The sequence below is a fragment of the Haemophilus parainfluenzae genome (assembly GCF_003252795.1).
In the GTDB taxonomy this organism is placed as follows: Bacteria; Pseudomonadota; Gammaproteobacteria; order Enterobacterales; family Pasteurellaceae; genus Haemophilus_D; species Haemophilus_D parainfluenzae_K.
Genome location: NZ_QEPQ01000003.1, coordinates 37947 through 63156, shown reverse-complemented (window position 1 = coordinate 63156; position 25210 = coordinate 37947). Strand labels below are relative to the sequence as shown.

Genomic DNA, 25210 nt, shown 5'->3' with positions numbered 1-25210 from the left:
CCCTCTTTCACACCTACTATACTAAAGGATACGTAGTATAGAGAAAGTGCCTTCTTGTTATATATCATAATAAAGCGTACAGTTATTACTATAATATATTTAGTAATAAAATAATAGGAGATGAATAACAATGGTTATAGATAGTCACGAACACCTAATATTGCCAACCGAAAATCAAATAGAGTTGATGGATCAATCAAAAATTGATAAAGCTATTCTATTTACTACAACTCCTCATCCCGAACAGGCTCATTCTTTACAGGAATTAAAACAACAAATTTCTATGCTAAATTCCGTGTTAAATGGAAATATAAATGCGAAAGAAAAGAAAAGACTATATGAAAATAATATAAAAGATTTAACCACAGCAATGAATTATTACCCTGATAGATTTCTAGGTTTTGGAAATATACCATTAGGTATGACATCATTCGATATAGAATTATGGATTGACAAACAAATATGTAGAAATCACTTAATGGGGCTTGGAGAATTTACACCTAGTACTATTGCTCAAATACAACAAATAGGGGACATTATGAAAATAGTATGCTCCAATAGAATATATCCCCTCTGGATACATACATTTCTACCAGTAACAAAAGAAATGATATTTTCACTTGTAGATTTATGTAAAAAATTCCCTACAGTGCCAATCATTTTTGGTCATTTAGGCGGTACTAATTGGATGGAATTAATTGAATTAGCAAAAACAGTACCTAATATATATTTAGATTTATCAGCACAATTTACATCTATAGCAACAAAAATGGCATTATTAGAATTGCCTGAAAGATGCTTATTTAGTTCTGATGCACCATATGGTGACCCCTTTCTCTATCGACAAATGATAGAATATCTAAGTCCATCAAAGACAATCACAAATCTAGTATTAGGAGAAAATATTATGGAATTGCTTACCAAATTAAATCTACTGTAATATGTCTGTTTGATTAAATTAATTCCTATGTTATTTTTTACGGTTCCCCAGTGAACATCGTTTTACTCGTGCATTTGCTATATCGATATTCGTAGAATACTGTGCAGTTCAGCACGTTCCTATCAACCCTCGCTGTGGTCTTCGTAAAGAATGCCAGCCATATGCCAAAATATGGAATGCATCTAATCCTAAACAAATTGAAACGAATCCAGCATATGATGCATTATTGGCAGATAACCAAAAGCGATTAATAAGTGCTGAAGGCATACAATTACGGACTAAACGTTCCATACAAGTGGAAGGTACCTTCGGTGTACTTAAAGAGGACTTTCAATTTAAACGATTTAACCATCGCGGTAAAGATAATGTTCATAAAATGCTCTATATTCGAGCGATGAGATTTAATCTTGCAAAATTACATAACAGAATACAATCTGGCCAAATTAACAAGACCTTATTCGAGATTAAAGAAGTAGCTTAAATCCAAAAAATTTTAATCTGACTAGGGCTTATTTAAGTGCGCCTAAAAATGAAAAATACCAAGAGCTTTAAAGAACGTATTACTTTAAAAGCCTTGGTATTTTCTATATTTTAAAGGGACTGCAACTAGAATGCGGTTTCACAGCATTCTGTTACAGCCCCTTTTTCTTTATCTAAACTTTCATTACAGAATGAATCGACTTAAATCTTCATTCTCGATCACTTCGCCTAATGCCTCAATCACATAGGCCGCATCAATATTCACGGTTTGTCCGTTCATATCGCTCGCATCAAATGAGATTTTATCCATTAAACGTTCCATAACGGTATGTAAGCGTCTTGCACCAATATTCTCCGTTTTCTCATTCACACGGAAAGCTGCTTCGGCAATTTTCTTAATAGCATCTTGTGTAAATTCAATGCTCACGCCTTCTGTTGCCATGAGCGCTTTATATTGCTCCGTTAAAGACGCATTTGGCTCAGTTAGAATACGCTCAAAATCCTCTGCCGTTAATGCAGACAATTCAACACGAATTGGTAAACGACCTTGCAACTCTGGGATTAAATCTGATGGACGCGCCACTTGGAATGCACCCGATGCAATAAAGAGAATATGATCGGTTTTCACCATCCCGTGTTTGGTATTAACCGTTGAACCTTCCACTAATGGCAATAAGTCACGTTGCACACCCTCACGAGAAACATCCGCACCACTGTATTCGCCTTTTTTACAGATCTTGTCGATCTCATCAATAAACACGATACCGTTTTGCTCAACTGCATCAATGGCTTTTTGTTTCAATTCTTCCGGATTAATCAATTTGGCCGCTTCATCGTCAATTAAGGTTTTTAATGCATCCTTAATTTTCATTTTGCGTTTTTTGGTTTTATCCGAACCCAGGCTTTGGAACATGGATTGCAACTGATTGGTCATTTCTTCCATGCCTGGAGGTGCCATGATTTCCACCCCCATTGAAACGCCTGCAGACACATCAATTTCGATTTCTTTATCGTCTAATTGTCCTTCACGTAATTTTTTACGGAACGCTTGGCGAGTGCTGCTGTTGGTGTCGTGGTTTTCCACTTCACCCCATTGATTTTTCGGTGGAGGCAATAATGCATCTAAAATACGATCTTCCGCCGCATCTTCTGCTTTCGCACGATTTTTCGCAATTTCTTGTTGGCGAACTAATTTCATCGCACTGTCCGTTAAATCACGGATAATGGAGTCCACTTCTTTCCCCACATAGCCCACTTCGGTGAACTTGGTTGCTTCCACTTTAATGAATGGCGCATTAGCTAATTTTGCAAGACGACGTGCAATCTCGGTTTTACCCACCCCTGTTGGCCCAATCATTAAAATATTTTTAGGGGTCACTTCATGGCGAAGTGGCTCTTGCAACTGCATTCTTCTCCAACGGTTACGTAATGCGATCGCAACCGCTCTTTTCGCCTCTTTTTGGCCGATAATATGTTGATCTAATTCGGAAACAATTTCACGAGGGGTCATTTCAGACATAATTTTTCCTTATTTATTCGGTAATTCTTCGATAGTGAAATTCGTATTGGTAAACACGCAAATATCACCGGCAATTTTTAAAGATTTTTCCACAATTTCACGAGCTGATAAATCAGTATTCTCCACCAACGCACGGGCTGCCGATAATGCATAGTTACCACCGGAACCAATGGCTAAAATCTGATCGGCTTCCGGTTGCACCACATCACCAATACCGGTAATGATTAAACTTTCTTTTTCATCTGCCACAATCAACATTGCTTCTAATTTGCGTAACGCACGATCGGTTCGCCAATCTTTCGCTAATTCCACGGCAGCTTTTAACAAATGCCCTTGATGCATTTCTAATTTACGCTCAAATAATTCAAATAAGGTGAACGCATCGGCTGTACCACCTGCAAAACCGGCTAAAACTTTGCCATTATATAAACGGCGTACTTTACGGGCATTCCCTTTCATGACGGTGTTGCCTAATGAAACCTGTCCATCGCCTCCAACAACCACTTGGCCATTACGACGTACGCTTACAATTGTTGTCATTCTTTTATCCTTCTTTTAAGAAAAGTTATTCGTTATATGGCGTTCAATTCAGCCAAATTCAAGGGGTAATTTTTCTTTGATGCTTTATTAAACAATCATCTGAAAAAAATGTGATAAAGATCACTTTTTTAAATAGCAAACGATTGCTATTATTTCACACCCATATTTTTTAGGAATATGATTTGTTACAAGTAAAACAAACTACTTAATGAGGAAAACATGAAAAATTTACTTAAACTTTCTGCCATTGCAATTTTAGCGGCAAGCGCAGTCTCTACTTTTGCATCAAACAAAGAACCTTACACTGAACAAGGTACGAATGCTCGTGAAATGACAGAGCAAAAACCGATTCACTGGATCTCTGTTGAACAATTGAAAAAAGAATTGGAAGGCAAAGCACCCATTAATGTGAGCTTCGACATTGACGATACCGTCCTTTTCAGTAGCCCTTGTTTCTATCACGGCCAAGAAAAATACTCACCAGGTAAAAATGATTACTTAAAAAATCAAGATTTCTGGAATGAAGTAAATGCGGGTTGTGACCAATATTCTATTCCAAAACAAATTGCGGTGGATTTAATTAATATGCACCAAGCACGTGGTGACCAAATTTATTTCATTACCGGTCGTACAGCAGGCGATAAAGATGGTGTGACACCAGTGCTACAAAAAGCCTTTAATATTAAAGACATGCATCCTGTAGAATTCATGGGTGGTCGCAAACTTCCAACTAAATATAACAAAACACCGGGTATTATTGAGCACAAAGTGAGTATTCACTATGGTGACAGCGATGACGATATCCTAGCCGCAAAAGAAGCAGGTATTCGTGGTATTCGTTTAATGCGTGCCGCTAACTCAACTTATCAACCAATGCCAACCCTTGGTGGCTACGGCGAAGAAGTATTGATTAACTCAAACTACTAATCTTTATAAAAAAAGTGCGGTTACTTTGACCGCACTTTTCTTACCTAATTAACAATCTTAATTTTTAGAAAGTTTCTGGGAATATGCTAAAATTTTTGCGTTTCTAGGAGCCTATTTATGTCAGAACTCACGTCTAATCAATATTTAATCATCATTGCCGTGCTGGTTTTTATCAGTATTGTGATGCTTTTTCTATTAAGCCGCAGCAAACGAGATACGCAAGAATTACAACAAGATCTCAATAAAACCATCGAAGATTACAATCAATTAGCTGAGCGTTTTGATTCTTTAAGTGCGGTCAAAAATCAATTAGAACAACAAGCCGTTAAAGCGCAAACTCATGCAGAAGGTTTGCAAACTCGCCTTAATGAACGTGATGAAAAAATCCAATATTTAGAAAAAGAATTAGATGAAGAACAGCTCCGACACGATCAAATTGGCGGGCAAATCACCGCATTAAAAGAACGTTTTGGGATAGCATCTGCACAAGCCGAAAGCTTGCAAGGTCAATTACAACAAGCTCAGGAAAATCTACTTAGAAAAGAACAAGAGCAGCAAAAAACGCAGGAAAAATTGACCGCACTTTCACAGGAATTAACGGAATTAAAAACCACACTTTCTGAAAAAGAAAAACATTTTGCTGAACAGCAACAGCATATTGAACAATCCAAACAACAGCTTGGCGTAGAATTCCAAAATCTGGCCAACCGCATTTTGGAAGAAAAAAGCCAATCCTTTAATCAAACCAATCAGACGGCATTGGAAACCTTATTGAAGCCTTTCCGTGAACAAATCGAAGGCTTTCAAAAACGAGTCAATGAAATCCATTCGGAATCAGTAAAAGGCAATGCGGGTTTAGAAGCGGAAATCAAAAAGGTGTTGGAAATTGGCTTAAACATGTCGAAAGAAGCCAATAATTTAACCTCTGCACTAAAAGGTGAAAAGAAAACCTTAGGAAACTGGGGAGAAGTACAACTTGAGCGCGCACTTCAGTTGGCTGGTTTAATTGAGAACGTGCATTACAGTGCACAGGTCCATTTTAAAGATGAGCAAGGCGGACGAAACTATCCTGATTTTGTACTGAATCTGCCCGATGAGAAAAATATCATCATTGATAGCAAAATGTCATTGAATGCTTACGAAAGTGCGGTCAATTCTGAGGATGAATTCGAACGTGAGCGTTTACTAAGGGAGCATATTAAAGCGTTGAAAAATCACATTGATGACTTGCACCGCAAGGATTACAGCAATTTGATTGGCATGCGTAGCCCTAATTTTGTCTTGATGTTCATCGCTGTGGAACCCGCTTATATTGAAGCCTTAAAATTAGACCCAAGTCTGTTTAACTATGGCTACGAGAAAAATGTCATTATGGTGTCGCACACGACCTTAATGCCAATTTTACGCACGGTGGCAAATTTATGGCGTATCGAACGAGGTAATGCTGAGGCTAAAGAAATCGCAGAAAAAGCAGGCGAAATTTACAACCAGATTTGCTTGGTAGCAGAACGCTTGAGCAAACTGGGCAATACCCTTTCCACCGTGAGCAATCAATATAACAGTACTGTTACCGCTCTTGTGGGGCAACAGGGTTTAGTGGGGAAAGTGGAGCGATTTAAAGACTTGTCAGCGAAGGCTAACAAGAGCATGCCAAACGTTGAATTGCTCAATAATGACGTGGATTTAACGCGCCTATCTCTTATCACTACCGAGAACGGGGTAAAATAAAGCATACCTGTTGAATTTTTCTCTAAAAGCGGCTATTTTCTTGCCGCTTTTTTATTTGTGGGGAATTTTATGGCAACAGAACAAAAAGAAATCACGGATCCATGCGCAAAATATAACGAACAAACCAGTTTTCTAAGCAAAACAATTTTTGCAAGCCGTTGGTTACAAGTGCCTATTTACTTAGGTTTAATTGTCGTGCAAGGCATCTATGCCTACAAGTTTATGAAAAACTTGTGGTATCTCATCACCAATGTTAATGAAATGGATGCGGACACCATTATGCTCGCTGTACTTAATCTCATTGATGTGGTGATGATTGCGAACTTATTGGTGATGGTGACATTAGGCGGATACGAGATTTTTGTTTCAAAACTTCGTACAAAAAACCATCCTGATCAACCTGAATGGATGAGCCATGTTAATGCAACAGTGCTGAAAGTGAAACTTTCTATGTCAATTATCAGCATTTCGTCTATTCACTTATTGCAAACCTTTGTGAATGCCTCAAAAATTTCTGAAAAAACAATTATGTGGGAAGTGATTATTCATTTTTCTTTCTTGATTTCAGCGATTGCGATGGCTTATACCGACAAAATTCTCTACAGTACAAGCCACAAAAACCATTAATACACAAAGTGCGGTCAAAATTGACCGCACTTTTATTTTCTAGAACTCATCTTGGTGTTTAAATTTCAATAAATCTCGACGTTCTTTTTTGTTTGGACGACGATCAGGATGTGGCATCGAAAGGGCATTATTTTTTCTTGCCCACGCCATTTCCTCGCGTTTTTTCACACTCTGTGCCGTTTCTTGGTAAAGCAATTGGGCTTCAGGGGCGCCACGACGTTGGTCACTCAACGCAATCACTTCAATTTCTTTTTCATCGCTGCCTTGACGGAGCTTAATCATGGCACCGATTTCTACATTTTTACTCACTTTTGCTCGTTGACCGTTGTAATGGACTTTGCCCCCTTCAATCATCGCTTTCGCAATGCTACGGGTTTTATAAAAACGTGCTGCCCAGAGCCATTTATCTAATCGTACTTCGTTATTTTCAGCCATAACTCTTCCTATTTCTCTCACTTTGCGTATGATGAGCCAATGACAAGATAATAGGGCTAATATCATGAAAAAACAACTTCCACACATTCTCTCCCTTTCCACGGTGGCAAAATCCCGCTTGTTTGAAATTCAAGCTGTTGCTCTCAAATTCTCCAATGGAATTGACCGCACTTACGAACGTTTTCGCCCTTTCAATCGCGATTCTGTCATGGTGATTGCAATTGATGGTGAAGATTTACTTCTTGTTCGTGAATACGCGGTAGGAACAGAACAATATGAGTTAGGCTTTGTAAAAGGTGGAATGGATATGGGAGAAACGCCCGAACAAAGTGCCAATCGAGAATTACAGGAAGAAATTGGCTTCGGCGCAAAAAAATGGACATTTTTACGTACCATGAAAATCAATCCACAAATTATGGGGCATAAAATGCACGTTTTATTAGGCGAAGATCTGTATCCAAATCAACTAGAAGGCGATGAGCCTGAACCATTAGAAATGGTGCGTTATCCGTTATCGCAACTTGATGCACTTTTGGTCAGTGATGAATTTAATGAGGCCAGAAATCTTGCTGCACTTTATTCTTTGCGAGATTTTTTGAAAAAACGTAAATAAATCGAATAAATTTAGATAAATTCTAATCGCAAGCGATTAACTTTAAAGAAAACTTGCATAAATATTCTTTTTTTGAGAATGTATCGCCATTTTTTGAAAAATATATATAGGAAAATCTATGTCTCATAATAATTTAAAAGAATTGACCTTCCGGGGGATGTTCCTTGGGGCGTTAATTACAGTGATCTTCACTGCATCTAACGTTTATTTGGGTCTTAAAGTGGGGATGACGTTTGCGTCCTCCATTCCTGCTGCCGTTATCTCTATGGCTGTTTTAAAATTCTTCAAGGATTCCAGTATTTTAGAAAATAACATGGTACAAACCCAAGCTTCATCAGCGGGGACGTTATCTTCTGTTATTTTCGTGCTTCCTGGCCTATTAATGATGGGTTACTGGCAAGAATTCCCATTCTGGCAAACAGTGCTTATTTGTGCCGCTGGTGGTACCTTAGGCGTACTATTTACCATTCCATTACGTCGTGCAATGGTGGTAAACAGTGACTTACCTTACCCTGAAGGCGTGGCTGCCGCTGAAATCTTAAAAGCGGGTAATAATGACGAAAGCGACAGTGGTGTAAAAGATATTGCTTACGGCGGTATTTTTGCAGGAACCGTTGCATTCTTAACCAACGCATTACGTGTCATGTCTGATAGCGCGAGCGCATGGTTCTCTAACGGCAAAGCGATTTTCCAATTACCAATGGGTTTCTCACTTGCCTTAGTGGGTGCAGGTTACTTAATTGGTATCGTGGGCGGTCTTGCTATGTTATTCGGGACATTCCTTGCTTGGGGTGTCGCGGTACCTTATTTCACTGCAACAGGCGATATGCCAACGGATGCCTCTATTGTTAGTTATGCCATGGCTGAATGGAAAACGAAAGTTCGCTTTATCGGTGTAGGTACTATCGGTATTGCGGCGATTTGGACATTATTAATCCTTTTCAAACCAATGATCGAAGGGATGGTTCATTCTTTCCGTATGCTAAAAGGCTCACAAGCTGAATCAGAACATCGTATTGATATCGACTTATCACCAAAAACCATCATTTACATTTTATTGGCGACTGTCGTGTTAATCGTGATTTCCTTATATCACTTTGTGGCAGCAGCGCCTATTTCTGCTGAACTTGCCGTATTATTAGTGGTGGTTTGTACGCTACTCGCAGTATTAATTGGCTTCTTCGTTGCAGCAGCGTCTGGTTATATGGCTGGACTTGTAGGCTCATCTTCTAGCCCTATTTCTGGTATCGGGATCATTTCTGTTATCGTGATTTCACTTGTTTTAGTGACCATTGGTAAAAGCAGTGGTTTATTTGAAACAGCTGACGGTCAAAAATTCTTAACCGCATTGACCTTATTCACGGCATCTATCGTTTTAACCACAGCCACTATTTCAAACGATAACTTACAAGACTTAAAAACCGGTCTTTTAGTGGAAGCGACCCCTTGGAGACAGCAGGTTGCATTGATTATCGGTTGTTTCGTTGGTGCATTAGTCATTGCACCGGTATTAGAAATTCTATACCACGCTTATGGTTTTACTGGCGCATTACCACGTCCAGACATGGATCCTGCACAAGCGCTTTCAGCACCACAAGCAACCCTTATGACTACCATTTCACAAGGTATTTTCACCAACCATTTAGAATGGACTTACATTTTAACTGGTGTAGGTTTAGGTATTGTGTTGATTATTTTGGATGCATTCATGCGTAAAACCAGTGACAGCCGCTTTGCCTTACCGGTATTAGCGGTGGGGATTGGTATCTACCTTCCACCATCAATCAATATGCCAGTTGTAGTCGGTGCAGTAATGGCATGGTTTATCACTCGTCACATTAAAAACTATGCAAAACGCACTAACGATACTGAAGTGGAGAAAAAAGCAGAACGTTTCGGCACACTTTTCGCTGCGGGTTTAATTGTGGGTGAAAGCTTGATGGGCGTAATCTTAGCCTTCATTATTGCGGCGTCTGTTACATCAGGTGGTTCTGAAGATCCATTAGCCTTAGGATTAGAAAATTGGGATAATATTGGCGAATTACTTGGTCTTGCCGTATTTATCTTTGGTATCTTTATTTTCGTTTCTCGTGTATTACGTGCGAAGAAATCGAAATAATGGATTAAAATAGGCTGTCCTCGGATAGCCTATTTTTCTAGGAGCTTAAGGTGTCAACGCAATCCCCTTATCTAAAAGCAATTATCATCTTCCCATTGGTTACACAGATAATAGGTAGCATTATTGCTTATATCGCTTTCGGAATGGACTACTGCAAAGAAGGTAACTTCGATGCCGCATTATTTGGTTTCTTTCTAACATTCTGGCCACTCACCGTGCCGGCAATAATCAACGCTTATTTTGCTAAATACCGTGGCTATCTACGTCATCAGTGGAATAAAATTCTCATTTTTTCATTCATCATTCTTTTTTGTTATTGGAGTATCGGCAATCTTCTCATCGCACAAAATACCCAATATCTGACTGACCGTGTATTATTCGTCTTAGAGGGTTCTGTTATCCTGGCAATCTATACGACAGTCTTCCTCTCCTTGTTATTACCGAAATCAAAGTAGGAAATAAACATGCAATTATCTCAATCTCTTCTCGATCAAGTCCGCACGCTCGCTAATAAAGCGGGAAAACATTTAGCGCGTTTTTACCAACAGGACGTGACAATACAAACCAAATCGGATAACACCCCTGTCACGGAAGCAGATTTATTTGTCAGCCAATTTTTAATCGAAAAACTGACCGCACTTTTCCCTGATATTCCTGTTCTTTCAGAGGAAAACTGCAATATCCCCTTTGAACAACGCCAAACTTGGCAAACTTATTGGCTAATCGATCCCCTTGATGGTACGCAGCAATTTATTGATCGCACGGATCAATTTTCGGTATTAATTACACTCGTGCAAAACCACCAACCTGTGCTAGGTGTGATTCATTTCCCTATTTTGAATATCACCTATTACGCCATGAAAGGTTTCGGCGCATTCAAACAAAGTGATAAAGAGATAACGCGCTTGCGTCCAAGAAAAATCGATCTTACAAAACCGTTAAAAATAGCCGTTGGCGCCACCACCTCACAAGAGAAAGTGCGGTCAATTTTAGCGAAGAATTTGCCATGTGAATTTACGGTGGTGGGTTCGAGTAGTTTAAAAAGCGGTTTGGTTGCTGAAGGAGCTGTTGATTGCTATGTTCGCCTCGGTAAAACCGGCGAATGGGATACAGCAGGTGCTGAAATTTTATTAGCTGAAATCAATGGAATGATTTTCGATCCGCAGTATCAGCCGCTCACCTATAATCAGCGTGAAAGTTTAATTAATCCACCCTTTGTGATGGTGGCAGATAATACACAAAATTGGGCATCTGTCTTTCAATTTAATTGATTGGTTCGATTGGTAAAGTGCAGTAATATATTGCATTATTTAAAAATACTACTCGGAACAATAAGGAATAATATGCAAACTAATAATAACTGTATCGTGATTTTTGGTGCTTCCGGTGATTTGACTCACCGTAAACTCATTCCAGCACTTTATAATCTCTTCAAATTTGGTCGTTTAAACAAATTTTCTGTATTAGGTGTCGCGCGTTCAGAATTAAACGATGAGACTTTCCGTGAAAAAATGCGTGAAGCGTTACTGGAAACAGAAGAAACCACCCCTGAAACGCTAGATGCTTTTTGTAGTCATCTCTATTACCAAGCGGTAAACACATCTGATGCTGCGGATTACGGTAAATTAGTCCCTCGTTTAGAAGAATTACATACTAAATATCAAACAAATGGCAACACCCTTTACTATATGTCCACGCCACCAAGCTTATATGGTGTAATTCCAGAATGTCTTGCGGCTCATGGTTTAAACGAAGAAAAAGACGGTTGGAAACGTATTATTGTCGAAAAACCTTTTGGTTACGATGAAAAAACAGCACAAGAACTTGACGTTCAAATTCATCGTTTCTTTGAAGAACATCAGATCTATCGTATCGACCATTATCTTGGTAAAGAAACCGTTCAAAACCTACTTGTCTTACGCTTCTCAAATGGCTTATTCGAACCACTTTGGAACCGTAATTACATTGATTATGTCGAAATTACGGGTGCCGAAGCCATTGGTGTAGAAGAACGTGGTGGCTATTATGATGGCTCTGGTGCAATGCGTGATATGTTCCAAAACCACTTATTACAAGTTTTAGCCATGGTTGCCATGGAGCCCCCAGCAATCATCAATGCGAACTCAATGCGTGATGAAGTGGCCAAAGTCATGCATTCTTTACGTCCATTAACGCAAGATGACGTTGAGCACAACTTAGTGCTTGGTCAATACACTGCAGCGGAAATTGATGGCAAAGAAGTTAAAGGCTATTTACAGGAAAAAGGCGTTCCAGCTAACTCTCGCACAGAAACCTTTATGGCCTTACGTTGTGAAATCGAAAACTGGCGTTGGGCTGGTGTACCTTTCTACGTGCGTACAGGTAAACGCTTACCAGCACGTGTGACAGAAATTGTGATTCATTTCAAAACTACACCACATCCGGTATTCAGTCAAAATGCGCCTGAGAATAAATTGATCATCCGTATTCAACCTGATGAAGCCATTTCAATGCGATTTGGTTTGAAAAAACCAGGTGCAGGCTTTGAAGCGAAAGAAGTCTCAATGGATTTCCGTTATGCCGATTTGGCCGATGAGCAAGTGCTCACGGCTTATGAACGCTTATTGCTTGATGCGATGAAGGGCGATGCCACACTCTTTGCGCGTACGGATGCTGTGCACGCTGCATGGAAATTTGTGCAACCGATTTTGGATTACAAAGAAGCTGGTGGTCGAATCTACGAATATGAAGCCGGCACTTGGGGACCGATTGCAGCCGAAAAACTCATTGCGAAAAGTGGTCGCGTATGGCGTAAACCAAGCGGTAAAATGAAGAAAAAGGTTTAATCATTAACATCTCGCCTTCTTCAATAGAAGAAGGCTTATCACCGAATAGAGAGAAACAAACATGAACACCATTACCTTCCCAACGGCTCAACACGCTGTTGAAAAGATCGCTCAAGAATTTGTGATTTATAGCCAATTAAATCACCCTGTGCATATTTCTCTTTCTGGCGGTTCAACGCCTAAGCTGTTATTCAAAACCTTAGCCCAAACGCCTTATGCGGAACAAATTAACTGGAAAAATCTGCATTTTTGGTGGGGTGATGATCGCATGGTTCCACCAACCGATTCAGAAAGCAACTATGGTGAAGTGCAAAAACTCTTATTCGATCATATTCAAATTCCAACGGAAAACCTCCACAGAATTCGTGGAGAAAATGAACCGCACTTTGAACTAAAACGCTTCGAAGAAGAATTAAGTGCGGTCATTCCAAACGGTATTTTTGATTGGATCATTTTAGGCATGGGAACAGATGGTCATACCGCTTCTCTTTTCCCACATCAAACCCATTTTGATGATGTAAACCTTGCGGTCATTGCAAAACACCCTGAAAGCGGTCAAATTCGTATTTCTAAAACAGCCAAACTGATTGAACAAGCCAAACGCATTACCTATTTAGTCACTGGCGAAAGCAAAGCGGATATTTTAAAAGAAATCCAAACGACTCCTGCAGAAAATCTGCCTTATCCCGCTGCCAAAATTAAAGCAAAAAATGGGGTGACGGAATGGTATTTGGATAAAGCGGCGGCAAAATTGCTATAACAAGTTGAGTATCAAATATCATAGGATTGCAAAATGATAGACTACAAAGTAAATGAACCAATTTCAGTTAAACAATTTATTGAATTGTTAAATAAAACAACGCTTGGGGCACGCCGTCCGTTAGAGGATGAAAAGCGTGTCGCAGCAATGTTGCACCATGCGGATTTATTAATCACCGCTTGGGATGGTGAACGATTAGTGGGTGTGGCACGTTCCGTGACAGATTTTGCCTACTGCTGTTATTTATCTGATTTAGCGGTTGATGAACAATATCAAAAACAAGGTATCGGCTTGCAGTTAATTGAACACACCAAACAGGCGTTACATCCACAAGCTAAAATTGTGCTTTTATCGGCTCCGCAAGCCGTGGATTATTATCCGCATATTGGATTTACTCAACATATGAGTGCATGGACGAAGAGTTAATTTATTAGAATGATATGGTGACAAAAATGAAAAAACTGCTTGTAATACTTACTTCAACTTTGTTATTTGCTTGTTCATCTGGTCCATCTTTAGATCAGTTAGCGGCACAAATGCCAAAAGATAATCGCTCAGTAATGCTTCAAGTTCCAGAAGCAGGAAACCCAGTTTCAAATGGAATGCTTGTAGCAACGATTAGAACCGCAGGTGGTACTTCAGGAAAACGACTCGTATCTCTTTTAGCTACAGATAATTTACACATTGGAATTGCAGGGAACAGTCAATCTGTGAATAAAGCAGTTGCTATGTATGGACTAAATAATGCAGAAAAGGTCGGTAAGGATGTATCTTTATACCTTGTTGGAGATAGTCAAAGTGATAAAGCAGATCTAGAAAAAGCCGCAAAAGCGAAAAATGTAGAAATGCATTACATTATGCAAAAATAAGATATAGATACATTGGATGCGGAGTGACTTTAATGTTGAATTTAGATAATAAAAAATTTGTTGCTGTTGAAAACACCGCAAATGGTGAGGTGAGTAGCCAAACAGAATTTCATTACCATCAACAAGGTAAAATGATTTGGGCCGAATATGGTGGTGGGGAAATTTTAAAAGGCTTTTTAATTGGGAAATGGATTAACGATACTCAAATTGAATTTACGTATCAACATTTAAATCAATCTCTAGAAAATCGTTTGGGGCGTTGCTGTACAAAATTTTCTTTAGAAGAAAGCAAACTCATCGGTCATGAAAAGTGGCAGTGGCTAGACACGTTAGAGCAAGGTAGCTCTTTGATTAGAGAAATTTAAAAGAAGTTTTGCTATAGAATATCTGAAACAAGGTATCATCTTGCAGTTAATTGAATACACTAAGCAAGCCTTACATCCACAAGCCAAAATCGTGCTTTTATCTGCTCCACAAGCAGTGGATTATTATCCATATATTGGATTTACTCAACATATGAGTGCGTGGACGAAGAGGTAAATACTTGGAAAGGTGGCCGCACTTTTGCGTAGAAAGAAGATGGATTACTGATAGCGCACGCTTCATAGCGTATGCTTGTAGATAAAGGCACGCGTCAGGAGACACGCGCTATCATAGGGTTTTTAATTTAATAACATTTATTTTTTAGGGTAAAAATATGAAAAAAATATTAGTAACATTATTTGCATCTCTCATATTGACCGCATGTGTGACAGATAATAACAAGACTACTTCTTCACAGCCTGAAATTAATCAGATTAGTGATATTCCTGAAAGTATGAGAACGATCTCTAAAAAACAAGTTCCTGCTAATATAAAAGATGGTGAATTTACAGGAACTGCAAGTAATGGTCGAACTTTTAAAACAGTTGTAAAAAATGGGTATGTAGATAAATATTTTGATGTTTATCACCCTAATGGGAAATTGCACTCTCATACACCATTGGTAAAAGGACTAGCTCAAGGATGGTCTGAAGGTTATACGCAAGAAGGTAAGTTAAGAACAAAAATTCTTTATAAAAATGGACATCTAATTCGATTTCAAGTCTATGATGAAAAAGGTTCTTTGATTAAAGATATTAAAGAATAGAATTTATTTTGTAGAGTGCAACTTATTGCACCAACATATTCAAATCGGTACAACAACTTGTACCCTACAACAGGAGAAAACAATGTCAGTAAAAGGCGACATCGGTGTTATCGGCTTAGCCGTAATGGGGCAAAACCTCATTTTAAATATGAATGATCATGGCTTTAAAGTCGTGGCATATAACCGTACCACTTCAAAAGTGGATGAATTTTTACAAGGTGCGGCAAAAGGCACGAATATTATCGGCGCATACTCTTTAGAAGATTTAGCTTCTAAATTAGAAAAACCACGTAAAGTGATGTTAATGGTGCGTGCGGGTGATGTAGTGGATCAATTTATTGAGGCATTATTACCGCACTTGGAAGAAGGCGACATCATCATTGATGGGGGTAACTCAAACTATCCAGATACCAACCGCCGTGTTAAAGCATTGGCTGAAAAAGGTATTCGCTTTATCGGTTCGGGTGTTTCAGGTGGTGAAGAAGGTGCGCGTCATGGGCCATCTATCATGCCAGGTGGTAATCAAGAAGCATGGCAATATGTTAAACCTATTTTCCAAGCAATCTCAGCAAAAACAGAACAAGGCGAACCTTGCTGTGACTGGGTTGGTGGTGAAGGCGCTGGACACTTTGTGAAAATGGTTCACAACGGTATCGAATACGGTGATATGCAATTAATCTGTGAAGCGTACCAATTCTTAAAAGAAGGTTTAGGCTTAAGCTACGAAGAGATGCAATCTATCTTCGCAGAATGGAAAAAAACTGAACTTGATAGCTATCTAATCGATATCACCACTGACATTCTTGGTTATAAAGATGCCGATGGTGAGCCATTAGTTGAAAAAATCTTAGATACCGCTGGTCAAAAAGGGACAGGTAAATGGACGGGTATCAATGCATTAGATTTCGGTATTCCATTAACCTTAATCACTGAATCTGTCTTTGCTCGTTGCGTGTCTTCATTTAAAGATCAACGTGTTGCAGCAAATCAATTATTCAATAAAACCGTTACGCCAGTTGAAGGTGATAAGAAAATTTGGATTGAATCAGTGCGCAAAGCATTATTGGCTTCAAAAATCATCTCTTATGCACAAGGCTTTATGCTGATTCGTGAAGCCTCTGAACAATTTGGCTGGAACATCAACTACGGTGCAACAGCGTTATTATGGCGTGAAGGTTGTATTATCCGTAGCCGTTTCTTAGGTAACATTCGTGGTGCATATGAGGCAAACCCCGATTTAATCTTCTTAGGTTCAGATAGTTATTTCAAAGGCATTTTAGAAAATGCATTAAGTGACTGGCGTAAAGTGGTGGCAAAATCTATTGAAGTAGGTATTCCAATGCCTTGTATGGCGTCTGCAATCACCTTCTTAGATGGTTATACTTCAGCCCGTTTACCAGCAAACTTATTGCAAGCACAACGTGACTACTTTGGCGCGCATACTTATGAGCGTACAGATAAACCACGTGGTGAATTCTTCCACACCAACTGGACAGGTCGCGGTGGGAATACAGCCTCTACCACTTATGATGTGTAAGTCTAAAAACGTATGATAAACTCACCGCACTTTGTTCACATAAAGTGCGGTTTATTTTTACCTTATTTTGGAGAAACCTATGTTACCTCAATCACGCTTAGATAAAATTTCAGAAATGGAAAACCTTCTTAATGAAGCAGAGAGTTTCTTAGCCGACGCAGAACAATTTCTTGAAAAATGGCAGGCTTTCTTACCAAAAATGAAAACCTTAGAACACTATTATTTTGATGGTGACTGGCGAGAAGATTATCAAGCTTATGAGGACGGTAAAATCCCAGAGGATATGCCTTGTGGTGTATTAAGTGAAGATTTAGTATTTAATGCGAGTACAGGACACCATGGATTGGCGATTGAATATTTGAAAGTGGTTGCGAAAGTATTAGATAATGGCCCTGCCAAGTAGACAGGGCCAAACCAAATAGAATAATTAATTGCTTACTTTTTTAGCACCAAAAGCTCCGCCATATCTATTGAAGTTATTATAAACTCCCGCAACCTCTTCAGCATTTTTGCCATAAAAACCACCAGAAACTCTTAAACTTCTAACTGAGGATGCGTCTTCATTACTAAATTTATTGCCTTTAATTTGAGCATTGAAAGGAAGATCTGCTTTACCTTTACCATCTTCAGCTGGAACTTCAAAAGCGCCAGAAATAGTCTTATCACCGAAATTGACGTCAAGTGTTGCTTTACCGGTTACAAGGTAATATTTAGCGTTGCTAAACTTGTTATCTTTATTATCTACTTCAATCAAATGTTGACCTTCATATCTTGCTGAGCCACTAGCTGGAATATTTTCTACATCAGTTTCTCTACCCTGAGCAAAAAGAATACCCTCATGCGACATCTGATCAACCACCAAACCATAACGAGCATTTTTTAGGTTATCACCAATCATTCGAGTTGTAACACCAGAGGTTGTCGACTTAGCATCTTGCAACCAACCATCATTACGAATCATATCAGATCCAACTAGTGGAATATCTTTCCCTCTTACACTTAATTTATCAATATTATTGTCTCTTTCATAAGAATCGAAGAAAATCGAATTGTTTCCTGTAAAACTCAAGCCTGTTACTTTATCTTTCTTCAATTCAACTTTTTTATTCGAAGAATTATTTGGTGCAGGGCTAGAGCTATTGCTAGAGCTATTGCTATCACCACTGCCACCACCACTGCCACAAGCAGCTAAAGCAACTGATAATACAGTTAATAATAAAGTATGTTTTACTTTCATAGTAGATTCCTCTTAGGGTTATTAAATAAATCCAGATTGGAATTATATCATTTTAAAACAATATATTAAATGTAACACCCTTATAAAAATACGATTAAAAATACGATAAACAATCCTATTAAATATATTTACTGAACTTTCATTCATCTCCGTTTGTCTTATAGAATACTATCAATATGGATAGTTTTATATGTTAAACACGGAGAGATCCTATGAAATTAATTGGAAAATCACTTGTTATCGCGATGACTGTTATTTCCCTTGCTGCATGTGGAAATATGAACCGTACACAAAAAAATACAACAGCTGGCGCAGCTATTGGTGGCGTAGCAGGCTATATGCTTGGTGGTAATACCGCGACCACATTAGGTGGTGCCGCATTAGGTGGCGTAATCGGTAGCCAAGTCAATAAATAGTCAAAAAAATAACCGTACTTAATTAAGTGCGGTTGTTTTTTATTATTTCTCGGCTGTTTTTTCTGCGCTAGGTTTACGGCGTTTGCCAATATTTTTCGTATCTTTATGACGCAGTTTAGCTTTTTTCTTCACCTCTGATTTTTTCTTTTCTTCACGCTTTTCTTTAATACGCGCTTTTTGCTTTTTAGACATAGATTTTACTTCCCCATCTTTTGGTGGTTTAGTACGAGGTTCTAGTCCTTCTAAAATACGCGCTTTTAAAAGCTCTTCTGTATAACGCTTAATCTTACCGAGTAATTTGTAATCATGCGCTTCCACAAAAGAAACCGCTGTGCCTTTTTTTCCTGCTCGAGCGGTACGACCAATACGATGTAAATACGTATCTGCACTATAAGGTAAATCAAAGTTCATGACGTGTGTCACATCATCAATATCAATCCCGCGAGCAGCCACATCAGTAGCCACTAATACAGTAACAACACCTGATTTTAATTTATCAATGGCGTTATTACGTTGCGTTTGAGCCATATCGCCTTCTAAATAAGTAGAACGAATGCCACGTTTACGCAAGGTTTCAGACAGCTCACGTACATCTTCGCGACGACGAACAAACACAATACCACGGCTCACTTTCTCAGTTTCGATAAAACGTGCAAGTAACTTGATTTTATGTTCATTACTATCGGCGTGATAATACCACTGGTTGATTTTTTTACGCTCACGACGGCTTGGCTCGGCATCAATTTTTACCGGGTCATTCAATAAACGTTCTGCGAAATCAACTAATAACTCCCCTTCTAATGTCGCTGAGAAAAGGAGGGTTTGTTTACGCCAACGTGTTTCAGCGGCAATTTTCTCCGCATCTTGGCCAAAGCCCATTTGCAACATGCGATCTGCTTCATCAAAAATCAGCATTTCTACCGCACGACAATCAAAGTTTTCTTCTTTAATGTATTGCAATAAACGCCCCGGTGTTGCCACCACGATATCCTGATTTGAATTAAATACTTCCCCATGATTTTGATACGCCACACCGCCAGTAATGGTTGCAATCTTCAAATGCGTGAATTGCGCCAACTCTTCCGCTTGCTCTGCAACCTGCATCGCCAGCTCACGAGTTGGCGTTAAAATTAAAATGCGAGGCGCACCAGGTTTACGACGAGGGTAATCCAATAAATGCTGAATCGCAGGTAATAAAAATGCGGCTGTTTTACCTGTACCTGTTGGTGCAGAACCGAGCACATCCCGCTCTTCCATGGCAGCAGGAATCGCTTCTAATTGGATGGCGGTTGGGCGGGTATAACCTTTCTTTTCTAAGGCCTTTAATAATTCAGGGGAAAGATCGAATTCTTCAAATGGGGATAAATTCATTATTTTGCGTTAATTTGTTAAAATTGGGGCTGATTATACCTGAAAGTGCGGTCATTTTCCGCAAGATTTTATGAGCAGCTTTATCTTCAAACAATTCCATATTAATCAACAACATTGTGCGATGAAAGTCGGCACAGATGGCATTTTACTGGGTGCTTGGGCGGATGTGTCTGATTGTCAGCGTATTCTAGATATGGGGACTGGTACGGGCTTGGTTGCATTAATGCTCGCCCAACGAAGTCATGAGCATTGCCAAATTGAAGCCGTTGAACTTGATCCCCTCGCCGCTCAACAAGCGCAAGAAAACTTTCAGGCTTCGCCATGGCACAATCGCCTTCATTTAATACACCAAGATGTGCAAACTTATTGCCAACAAACAGCACATCAATTTGATTTAATTGTGGCAAATCCGCCTTATTTTGCGCAAGGTGTGGAATGTAAAAATGACGAACGAGCACTTGCTCGTTATGTTCAACAAAGCCATTTAGATTGGTTAAATTGGGCGTCGAGTTGTTTATCCAAAAAAGGAAAAATCAGTTTTGTCTTGCCTTATGAGGCGGGAAAAACATTGATAAATTCAACCGCACTTTATTGTATTAAGCAGACTGATGTCATTACAAAGACAGGGAAAGCACCACAACGAATGTTACTCACGTTTAGCCGAGAGCATTTACCACAGGTAAAAGATAGCTTGGTGATTTATAACGAAAACAATCAGTACACAGAGGAATTTATTGCATTGACGAAGACATTTTATTTAAAAATGTAAGGGCATATTACTATGCCCTTTTCTATCGATGTGATTAATGGCTTTCCGCTTTGACGAGTTTCGTCCAGTTGTAATAACCATATAATGAGTTGAGTAAGTAAGCACTATACATTAAGTACATCGCTGGTTGCCCTTTCCAAAGCAAAATGGAAAGCACATTTAAGACAATCCATAATAACCATTGCTCACGATAACGCAAAATCATCAATAATTGCGCCGCTACGGTGATAATCGTGGTTAAACCATCTAACTCTGTAGAGCTCCCACCCGCTGCTTTTAAAGCCTGTACAAAACAAAGGGTACCAATTCCAACACTCAAAAGCAAAATTGCCCAACCTTTCGGTGTTAAAGCTTTGGCTATCACACTCTCACCACCATTATCGTTTTGCATGTTTTGTTTCCACATAAAGTAACCGATAAATTGTGATGGGATATATACATAGAGCGCGGTGTTCATTTCACCAAGAAAATTGCTTCCCCAGGAGACATAAAAATAGGTATAAGCAAAAATGAGCCCAAAGAAATAGTTACTAATTTTTCCTTTACTCACCAATACTACACAGAGAATACCTGCAATACCCGAAATCATGCCTAATGGGCTATCCGGCATAAGAACATAAGCAATAATTTGTGCAGCAAGGAAAATAACTACCCATGCCACTTCAAAAGGCTTCCAACCAGATAAAAATTCTTCTTTAAGTCGTTCAGTCCAATTCATGGAACACTCCTGTATTATAAAAAGTACGCCATTTTTACACCGCACTTTTTTAAAGTAAAGCATAGCAGGTATTTAATTTGATTATTGTGAGATAAATCACACTTTATTTTTCATGCTTTTACTCGCCTTCGCCTTGCATTCCCTTATAATCAGACTACAATATCGCCCCATTTTAAGAGATTCATTAAGAGGAAGATGATGTCATTTGCAATCGGTCAACGTTGGATTAGCGAAACAGAGAATAGCCTCGGATTAGGGATGATTACCGCCTTAGATTTCCGTTCAGTTACCCTTCACTTTCCCGCGACAGATGAAACCCGAATTTATGCGGTGGCACAAGCGCCATTAACCCGAATTGTATTGAATAAAGGGGAACAACTTCATCACCAGGCAGGTTGGCAAGGTGAAGTTCTTGATGTTCAAGAAATGAATGGTCTCTTATTTTATTTAGCCAAAAATGCGCAAGGCGAAGAGATTATCGTCAATGAAAAAGAACTTTCTCCGATTATTTCCTTTAGCCAAGCGAAAGATCGCCTCTTTTCATCGCAAATTGACCGTAGTGAACATTTTGCGTTGCGTTATCAAACTCTTCTGCATCAACAAGCTCAATTTCAATCGCCTTTGCGTGGGTTACGAGGCAATCGTGCAGGTTTAATTCCCCATCAGCTTCATATTGCGCAAGAGGTAGGAAACCGTGTCAATCCTCGCGTGCTCTTGGCAGATGAAGTAGGATTAGGTAAAACCATTGAAGCAGGCATGATTTTGCAAAACCAGCTTTTTGCTGAAAAAGTACAACGTGTGTTAATTATTGTACCGGAAACCTTGCAACATCAATGGCTTGTCGAAATGCTTCGCCGTTTTAATTTACATTTTTCATTATTTGATGAAGAACGTTGTGAAGATTTTGCCGAACAAGCTATCAACCCATTTAGTACAGAAAGCTTAATTATCTGTGCATTAGACTGGTTGAAAGCACATCCTCATCGCATACAACAAGCTATTGAAGCTGAATTTGACTGTTTAATTGTCGATGAAGCGCATCATTTAGCTTGGTCCGAAAATGCGCCAAGTGCCGCTTATTTATTAGTAGAACAATTAGCGAACGCTATTCCATCTGTTTTATTACTTACCGCAACGCCTGAACAACTGGGCTTGGAAAGCCATTTTGCACGTTTACGCTTACTTGATCCTGAGCGTTTTTACGATTATCAAGCATTCTTGAAGGAGCAAGAAAACTATCAGCCTGTTGCGGATGCTGTGCAATCTTTACTCTCAGAGAAGCCGCTAAGTGCGGTCGAAAAAAATCATATTTCTGATTTACTCAATGAGCAGGATGCCGAACCATTATTCAAAGCTTTAGCCTGTCATAATGATGAGGAGAAACAAGCTGCGCGACAAGAACTCATTCAAAATCTCATCGACAGACATGGCACAAGCCGTATTTTATTTCGCAATACACGCCAAGGTGTAAAAGGTTTTCCGCACAGGGTTTATCACCAAGTAACGATTGATGCGGCTGAAGTAGACGAAAAAATTCATTGGTTAATTGATTTTCTAAAATCACACCGAAATGAAAAAATCTTAGTCATTTGTAAAACAGCACAAACGGCAATTCAACTTGAGCAAATTTTACGAGAAAAAGAAGCCATTCGCAGTACGGTTTTCCATGAAAGAATGTCGATTATTGAACGAGATCGCGTGGCGGCTTATTTTTCTGATAACGAAAATGGTGCTCAAGTTTTACTGAGTTCTAGCATTGGTTCTGAAGGCAGAAATTTCCAATTTGCTTGTCATCTCGTACTCTTCGATTTACCAGAAAATCCTGACTTACTTGAGCAATGTATCGGCCGTTTAGATCGTATCGGACAAACGCGAGATGTACAAATTTATGTACCTTGCCTCGTAAACTCTGCGCAGCAAGATTTAGCGCGTTGGTATCATGAAGGTTTAAATGCCTTTGAACAAACTTGTCCGATTGGTATGGCATTGTTTGAACAATATGAAGCTTTATTGAAAGTGCGGTCAGAAAATAAAGCAGATTTTGAGAAACTCATTCTCCAAACACAAAAACAAGCAAAAGCATTGCGCTTAGCCTTAGAGAAAGGGCGCGATCGTTTGTTAGAGTTAAATTCTAATGGTGGCGAAAATGCACAACGACTTGCGGCAGAAATCGCTCAAGCCGATAATTCCCCACAATTAGTCGATTTTGCACTGAATTTATTTGACATTATTGGTGTAGAACAAGATGATTTAGGTGAAAACAGCATTGTTATCACACCAACGGGCACCATGCTTGTTCCTGATTTCCCAGGACTAAAAGAAGAAGGTGTCACAGTAACCTTTGACCGACAACTTGCCCTTGCTCGTGAGGAATTAGAATTTCTTACCTGGGATCATCCAATGATACGTCAAGGCATTGATTTAATCGCTTCTGGTGACATCGGCAAAGCAGCCATGGCATTATTAGTTAATAAACAGCTACCTGCTGGCACTCTTTTGGTTGAATTGATTTATATGATTGAAATCCAATCACCAAAAGGTTTACAACTGAATCGTTTTCTTCCGCCTACGCTTGTTCGATTATTACTGGATAGCAAAGGAAACGATCTAGCCGGACAAGTTAATTTTGATACATTGCAAAATAAACTTAAGCCGCTAAGCAAAGACATTGCGAATAAAATGGTTAAAATGGCTCGTCCAAATATTGAGCAATTAATTAAACTAGGCGATCACAAAATAACTGAAATCGCACAAGCTAAAATTCAAGAAGCCAGTAAATTAGCAGATCAAACATTGAGCACTGAACTCAATCGACTTATAGCCTTGAAATCAGTAAATAAAAATATTCGCCAGGCGGAAATCGATGTATTAGAAAAACAACGCGTGCTTTCTCTGGAAGAGTTAAGTAAAGCAAGCTGGCGATTAGATAGCCTTCGGGTAATAGTGACAAACAAGGAATAATATGGCACTTATTGAATACCATCCCCCTTTAGAACCGTATTTAGATATTATCTACCAAGATAATCATATCTGCGTGGTAAATAAACCAAGCGGTTTACTTTCAGTTCCTGGCAATCAGCCAGAATACTATGACAGTGCAATGAGCAGGGTGAAAGAGAAATTTGGATTTTGTGAACCCGCACACCGTTTAGATATGGCCACAAGTGGGATTATTCTGTTTGCATTAAGTAAAGCAGCAGATAAAGAGTTGAAACGTCAATTCCGTGAACGTGAGCCAAAGAAATATTATCAAGCTTTAGTATGGGGACACTTAGAACGAGATAGTGGGGAAATTAATCTTCCCATGATTTGTGATTGGGAAAATCGCCCGCGCCAACGCATTGATTTTGTATTTGGCAAAAGAGCGGTCACTTTTTATGAAGTTTTAGAAAGATTACCGACTAACTGTACTCGAGTGAAACTGACTCCAATCACAGGACGTTCGCATCAACTTCGTTTACATACGCTCGCTCTTGGACATCCCATCTTAGGGGACAAGTTTTATTCTCACCCACAAGCTAAATCGATGTCACCTCGTTTATGCTTACACGCAGAAGAACTTACGATTACGCACCCTATCACAGGTGAAAAAATGACATTCAGAGCTAAAGCTGAATTTTAGGAATACGAGACATAAAAAAGGCTCACATC

27 protein-coding genes and 1 pseudogene are annotated in these 25210 nt (G+C 39.2%); 22 read left to right on the top strand and 6 right to left on the bottom strand.

The window, feature by feature from the left end; all coding sequences use genetic code 11:
- The first annotated feature begins 130 nt into the window (after positions 1–130).
- On the top strand, positions 131–940 hold the full coding sequence (locus tag DPV81_RS05220; protein ID WP_111387094.1) for an amidohydrolase family protein: 810 nt from the start codon (positions 131–133) through the stop codon (positions 938–940).
- 79 nt (positions 941–1019) lie between these two features.
- A complete protein-coding gene (locus DPV81_RS09550) occupies positions 1020–1421 on the top strand; it encodes a transposase (RefSeq protein ID WP_111387092.1) in 402 nt (133 codons plus the stop codon).
- A 183-nt stretch (positions 1422–1604) separates the two neighbouring features.
- On the opposite strand, the gene hslU is transcribed toward DPV81_RS09550, so the two are convergent.
- Positions 1605–2939, bottom strand: a complete 1335-nt coding sequence (hslU, locus tag DPV81_RS05210; RefSeq protein ID WP_049369891.1) for an ATP-dependent protease ATPase subunit HslU — start codon at positions 2937–2939, stop codon at positions 1605–1607.
- 9 nt (positions 2940–2948) lie between these two features.
- On the bottom strand, positions 2949–3479 hold the full coding sequence (hslV, locus tag DPV81_RS05205) for an ATP-dependent protease subunit HslV (RefSeq protein ID WP_005695137.1): 531 nt from the start codon (positions 3477–3479) through the stop codon (positions 2949–2951).
- Between the two features lie 219 nt (positions 3480–3698).
- Between hslV and aphA the strand changes: the two genes are divergently transcribed.
- The 3 genes from aphA (at position 3699) to DPV81_RS05190 (ending at position 6761) form a co-directional block, all read left to right on the top strand.
- The gene (gene aphA / locus DPV81_RS05200; RefSeq protein WP_014064597.1) at positions 3699–4406 is read left to right on the top strand and encodes an acid phosphatase AphA; all 708 of its coding nucleotides are present in this window, start codon (positions 3699–3701) and stop codon (positions 4404–4406) included.
- 117 nt (positions 4407–4523) lie between these two features.
- Positions 4524–6134 (top strand): DNA recombination protein RmuC, encoded by a 1611-nt coding sequence (locus DPV81_RS05195; RefSeq protein WP_111387090.1) that lies wholly within the window; start codon positions 4524–4526, stop codon positions 6132–6134.
- A gap of 69 nt (positions 6135–6203) precedes the next feature.
- Positions 6204–6761, top strand: a complete 558-nt coding sequence (locus DPV81_RS05190) for a TIGR00645 family protein (RefSeq protein WP_049371844.1) — start codon at positions 6204–6206, stop codon at positions 6759–6761.
- Between the two features lie 39 nt (positions 6762–6800).
- On the opposite strand, the gene hslR is transcribed toward DPV81_RS05190, so the two are convergent.
- Positions 6801–7196: a ribosome-associated heat shock protein Hsp15 gene (hslR, locus tag DPV81_RS05185; RefSeq protein ID WP_005698885.1), complete on the bottom strand. Its 396-nt coding sequence runs from the start codon at positions 7194–7196 to the stop codon at positions 6801–6803.
- Positions 7197–7260: 64 nt separating this feature from the next.
- Between hslR and nudE the strand changes: the two genes are divergently transcribed.
- From nudE to DPV81_RS05120, 13 genes and pseudogenes are all read left to right on the top strand, one after another.
- The gene (nudE, locus tag DPV81_RS05180) at positions 7261–7809 is read left to right on the top strand and encodes an ADP compounds hydrolase NudE (protein ID WP_111387088.1); all 549 of its coding nucleotides are present in this window, start codon (positions 7261–7263) and stop codon (positions 7807–7809) included.
- Between the two features lie 118 nt (positions 7810–7927).
- Positions 7928–9928: an OPT family oligopeptide transporter gene (locus tag DPV81_RS05175; protein WP_111387086.1), complete on the top strand. Its 2001-nt coding sequence runs from the start codon at positions 7928–7930 to the stop codon at positions 9926–9928.
- A gap of 50 nt (positions 9929–9978) precedes the next feature.
- The gene (locus DPV81_RS05170; RefSeq protein WP_111387084.1) at positions 9979–10383 is read left to right on the top strand and encodes an HI_0559 family membrane protein; all 405 of its coding nucleotides are present in this window, start codon (positions 9979–9981) and stop codon (positions 10381–10383) included.
- Positions 10384–10392: 9 nt separating this feature from the next.
- Positions 10393–11199: a 3'(2'),5'-bisphosphate nucleotidase CysQ gene (gene cysQ, locus DPV81_RS05165; RefSeq protein WP_111387082.1), complete on the top strand. Its 807-nt coding sequence runs from the start codon at positions 10393–10395 to the stop codon at positions 11197–11199.
- Positions 11200–11271: 72 nt separating this feature from the next.
- Positions 11272–12753 carry a glucose-6-phosphate dehydrogenase gene (zwf, locus tag DPV81_RS05160; RefSeq protein WP_049369898.1) on the top strand — a complete coding sequence of 494 codons (1482 nt, stop codon included), beginning with the start codon at positions 11272–11274 and terminating at the stop codon, positions 12751–12753.
- A 61-nt stretch (positions 12754–12814) separates the two neighbouring features.
- Positions 12815–13513 carry a 6-phosphogluconolactonase gene (gene pgl / locus DPV81_RS05155; RefSeq protein WP_111387080.1) on the top strand — a complete coding sequence of 233 codons (699 nt, stop codon included), beginning with the start codon at positions 12815–12817 and terminating at the stop codon, positions 13511–13513.
- A 33-nt stretch (positions 13514–13546) separates the two neighbouring features.
- Complete coding sequence (locus tag DPV81_RS05150) at positions 13547–13939, top strand: GNAT family N-acetyltransferase (RefSeq protein ID WP_111387078.1); 393 nt, start codon at positions 13547–13549, stop codon at positions 13937–13939.
- Positions 13940–13965: 26 nt separating this feature from the next.
- On the top strand, positions 13966–14382 hold the full coding sequence (locus DPV81_RS05145) for a hypothetical protein (RefSeq protein ID WP_165818965.1): 417 nt from the start codon (positions 13966–13968) through the stop codon (positions 14380–14382).
- Between the two features lie 32 nt (positions 14383–14414).
- Entirely contained in the window at positions 14415–14747 is a 333-nt protein-coding gene (locus tag DPV81_RS05140; protein ID WP_111387074.1) for an avidin-fold protein, read from the top strand.
- Between the two features lie 16 nt (positions 14748–14763).
- Positions 14764–14922, top strand: a pseudogene (locus tag DPV81_RS05135) (GNAT family N-acetyltransferase); the annotation flags it as partial.
- A 157-nt stretch (positions 14923–15079) separates the two neighbouring features.
- Complete coding sequence (locus DPV81_RS05130; protein ID WP_111387072.1) at positions 15080–15511, top strand: toxin-antitoxin system YwqK family antitoxin; 432 nt, start codon at positions 15080–15082, stop codon at positions 15509–15511.
- An 82-nt stretch (positions 15512–15593) separates the two neighbouring features.
- Positions 15594–17048, top strand: coding sequence for a decarboxylating NADP(+)-dependent phosphogluconate dehydrogenase (gene gnd, locus DPV81_RS05125; protein WP_111387070.1), 1455 nt, complete (start codon positions 15594–15596; stop codon positions 17046–17048).
- A gap of 79 nt (positions 17049–17127) precedes the next feature.
- On the top strand, positions 17128–17451 hold the full coding sequence (locus DPV81_RS05120) for a DUF4298 domain-containing protein (RefSeq protein WP_049369903.1): 324 nt from the start codon (positions 17128–17130) through the stop codon (positions 17449–17451).
- Between the two features lie 24 nt (positions 17452–17475).
- Here DPV81_RS05120 and DPV81_RS05115 read toward each other — a convergent pair whose 3' ends face one another.
- Positions 17476–18285, bottom strand: a complete 810-nt coding sequence (locus DPV81_RS05115) for a transferrin-binding protein-like solute binding protein (protein ID WP_111387068.1) — start codon at positions 18283–18285, stop codon at positions 17476–17478.
- Between the two features lie 212 nt (positions 18286–18497).
- On the opposite strand from DPV81_RS05115, the gene DPV81_RS05110 reads away from it, so the two are divergent.
- On the top strand, positions 18498–18701 hold the full coding sequence (locus tag DPV81_RS05110) for a YMGG-like glycine zipper-containing protein (protein WP_049369905.1): 204 nt from the start codon (positions 18498–18500) through the stop codon (positions 18699–18701).
- Positions 18702–18743: 42 nt separating this feature from the next.
- Here DPV81_RS05110 and srmB read toward each other — a convergent pair whose 3' ends face one another.
- Positions 18744–20072: an ATP-dependent RNA helicase SrmB gene (srmB, locus tag DPV81_RS05105; protein ID WP_014064578.1), complete on the bottom strand. Its 1329-nt coding sequence runs from the start codon at positions 20070–20072 to the stop codon at positions 18744–18746.
- A gap of 70 nt (positions 20073–20142) precedes the next feature.
- Between srmB and DPV81_RS05095 the strand changes: the two genes are divergently transcribed.
- Entirely contained in the window at positions 20143–20841 is a 699-nt protein-coding gene (locus DPV81_RS05095) for a tRNA1(Val) (adenine(37)-N6)-methyltransferase (protein ID WP_165818964.1), read from the top strand.
- A gap of 34 nt (positions 20842–20875) precedes the next feature.
- Here DPV81_RS05095 and pnuC read toward each other — a convergent pair whose 3' ends face one another.
- On the bottom strand, positions 20876–21559 hold the full coding sequence (gene pnuC / locus DPV81_RS05090; protein ID WP_111387064.1) for a nicotinamide riboside transporter PnuC: 684 nt from the start codon (positions 21557–21559) through the stop codon (positions 20876–20878).
- Between the two features lie 198 nt (positions 21560–21757).
- Here pnuC and rapA point away from each other — a divergent pair, with 198 nt between their 5' ends.
- Together rapA and rluA are read left to right on the top strand one after the other, a co-directional pair.
- Entirely contained in the window at positions 21758–24520 is a 2763-nt protein-coding gene (gene rapA / locus DPV81_RS05085) for an RNA polymerase-associated protein RapA (RefSeq protein ID WP_111387062.1), read from the top strand.
- Position 24521: 1 nt separating this feature from the next.
- Complete coding sequence (gene rluA / locus DPV81_RS05080) at positions 24522–25181, top strand: bifunctional tRNA pseudouridine(32) synthase/23S rRNA pseudouridine(746) synthase RluA (protein WP_111387060.1); 660 nt, start codon at positions 24522–24524, stop codon at positions 25179–25181.
- Positions 25182–25210: the final 29 nt, after the last annotated feature.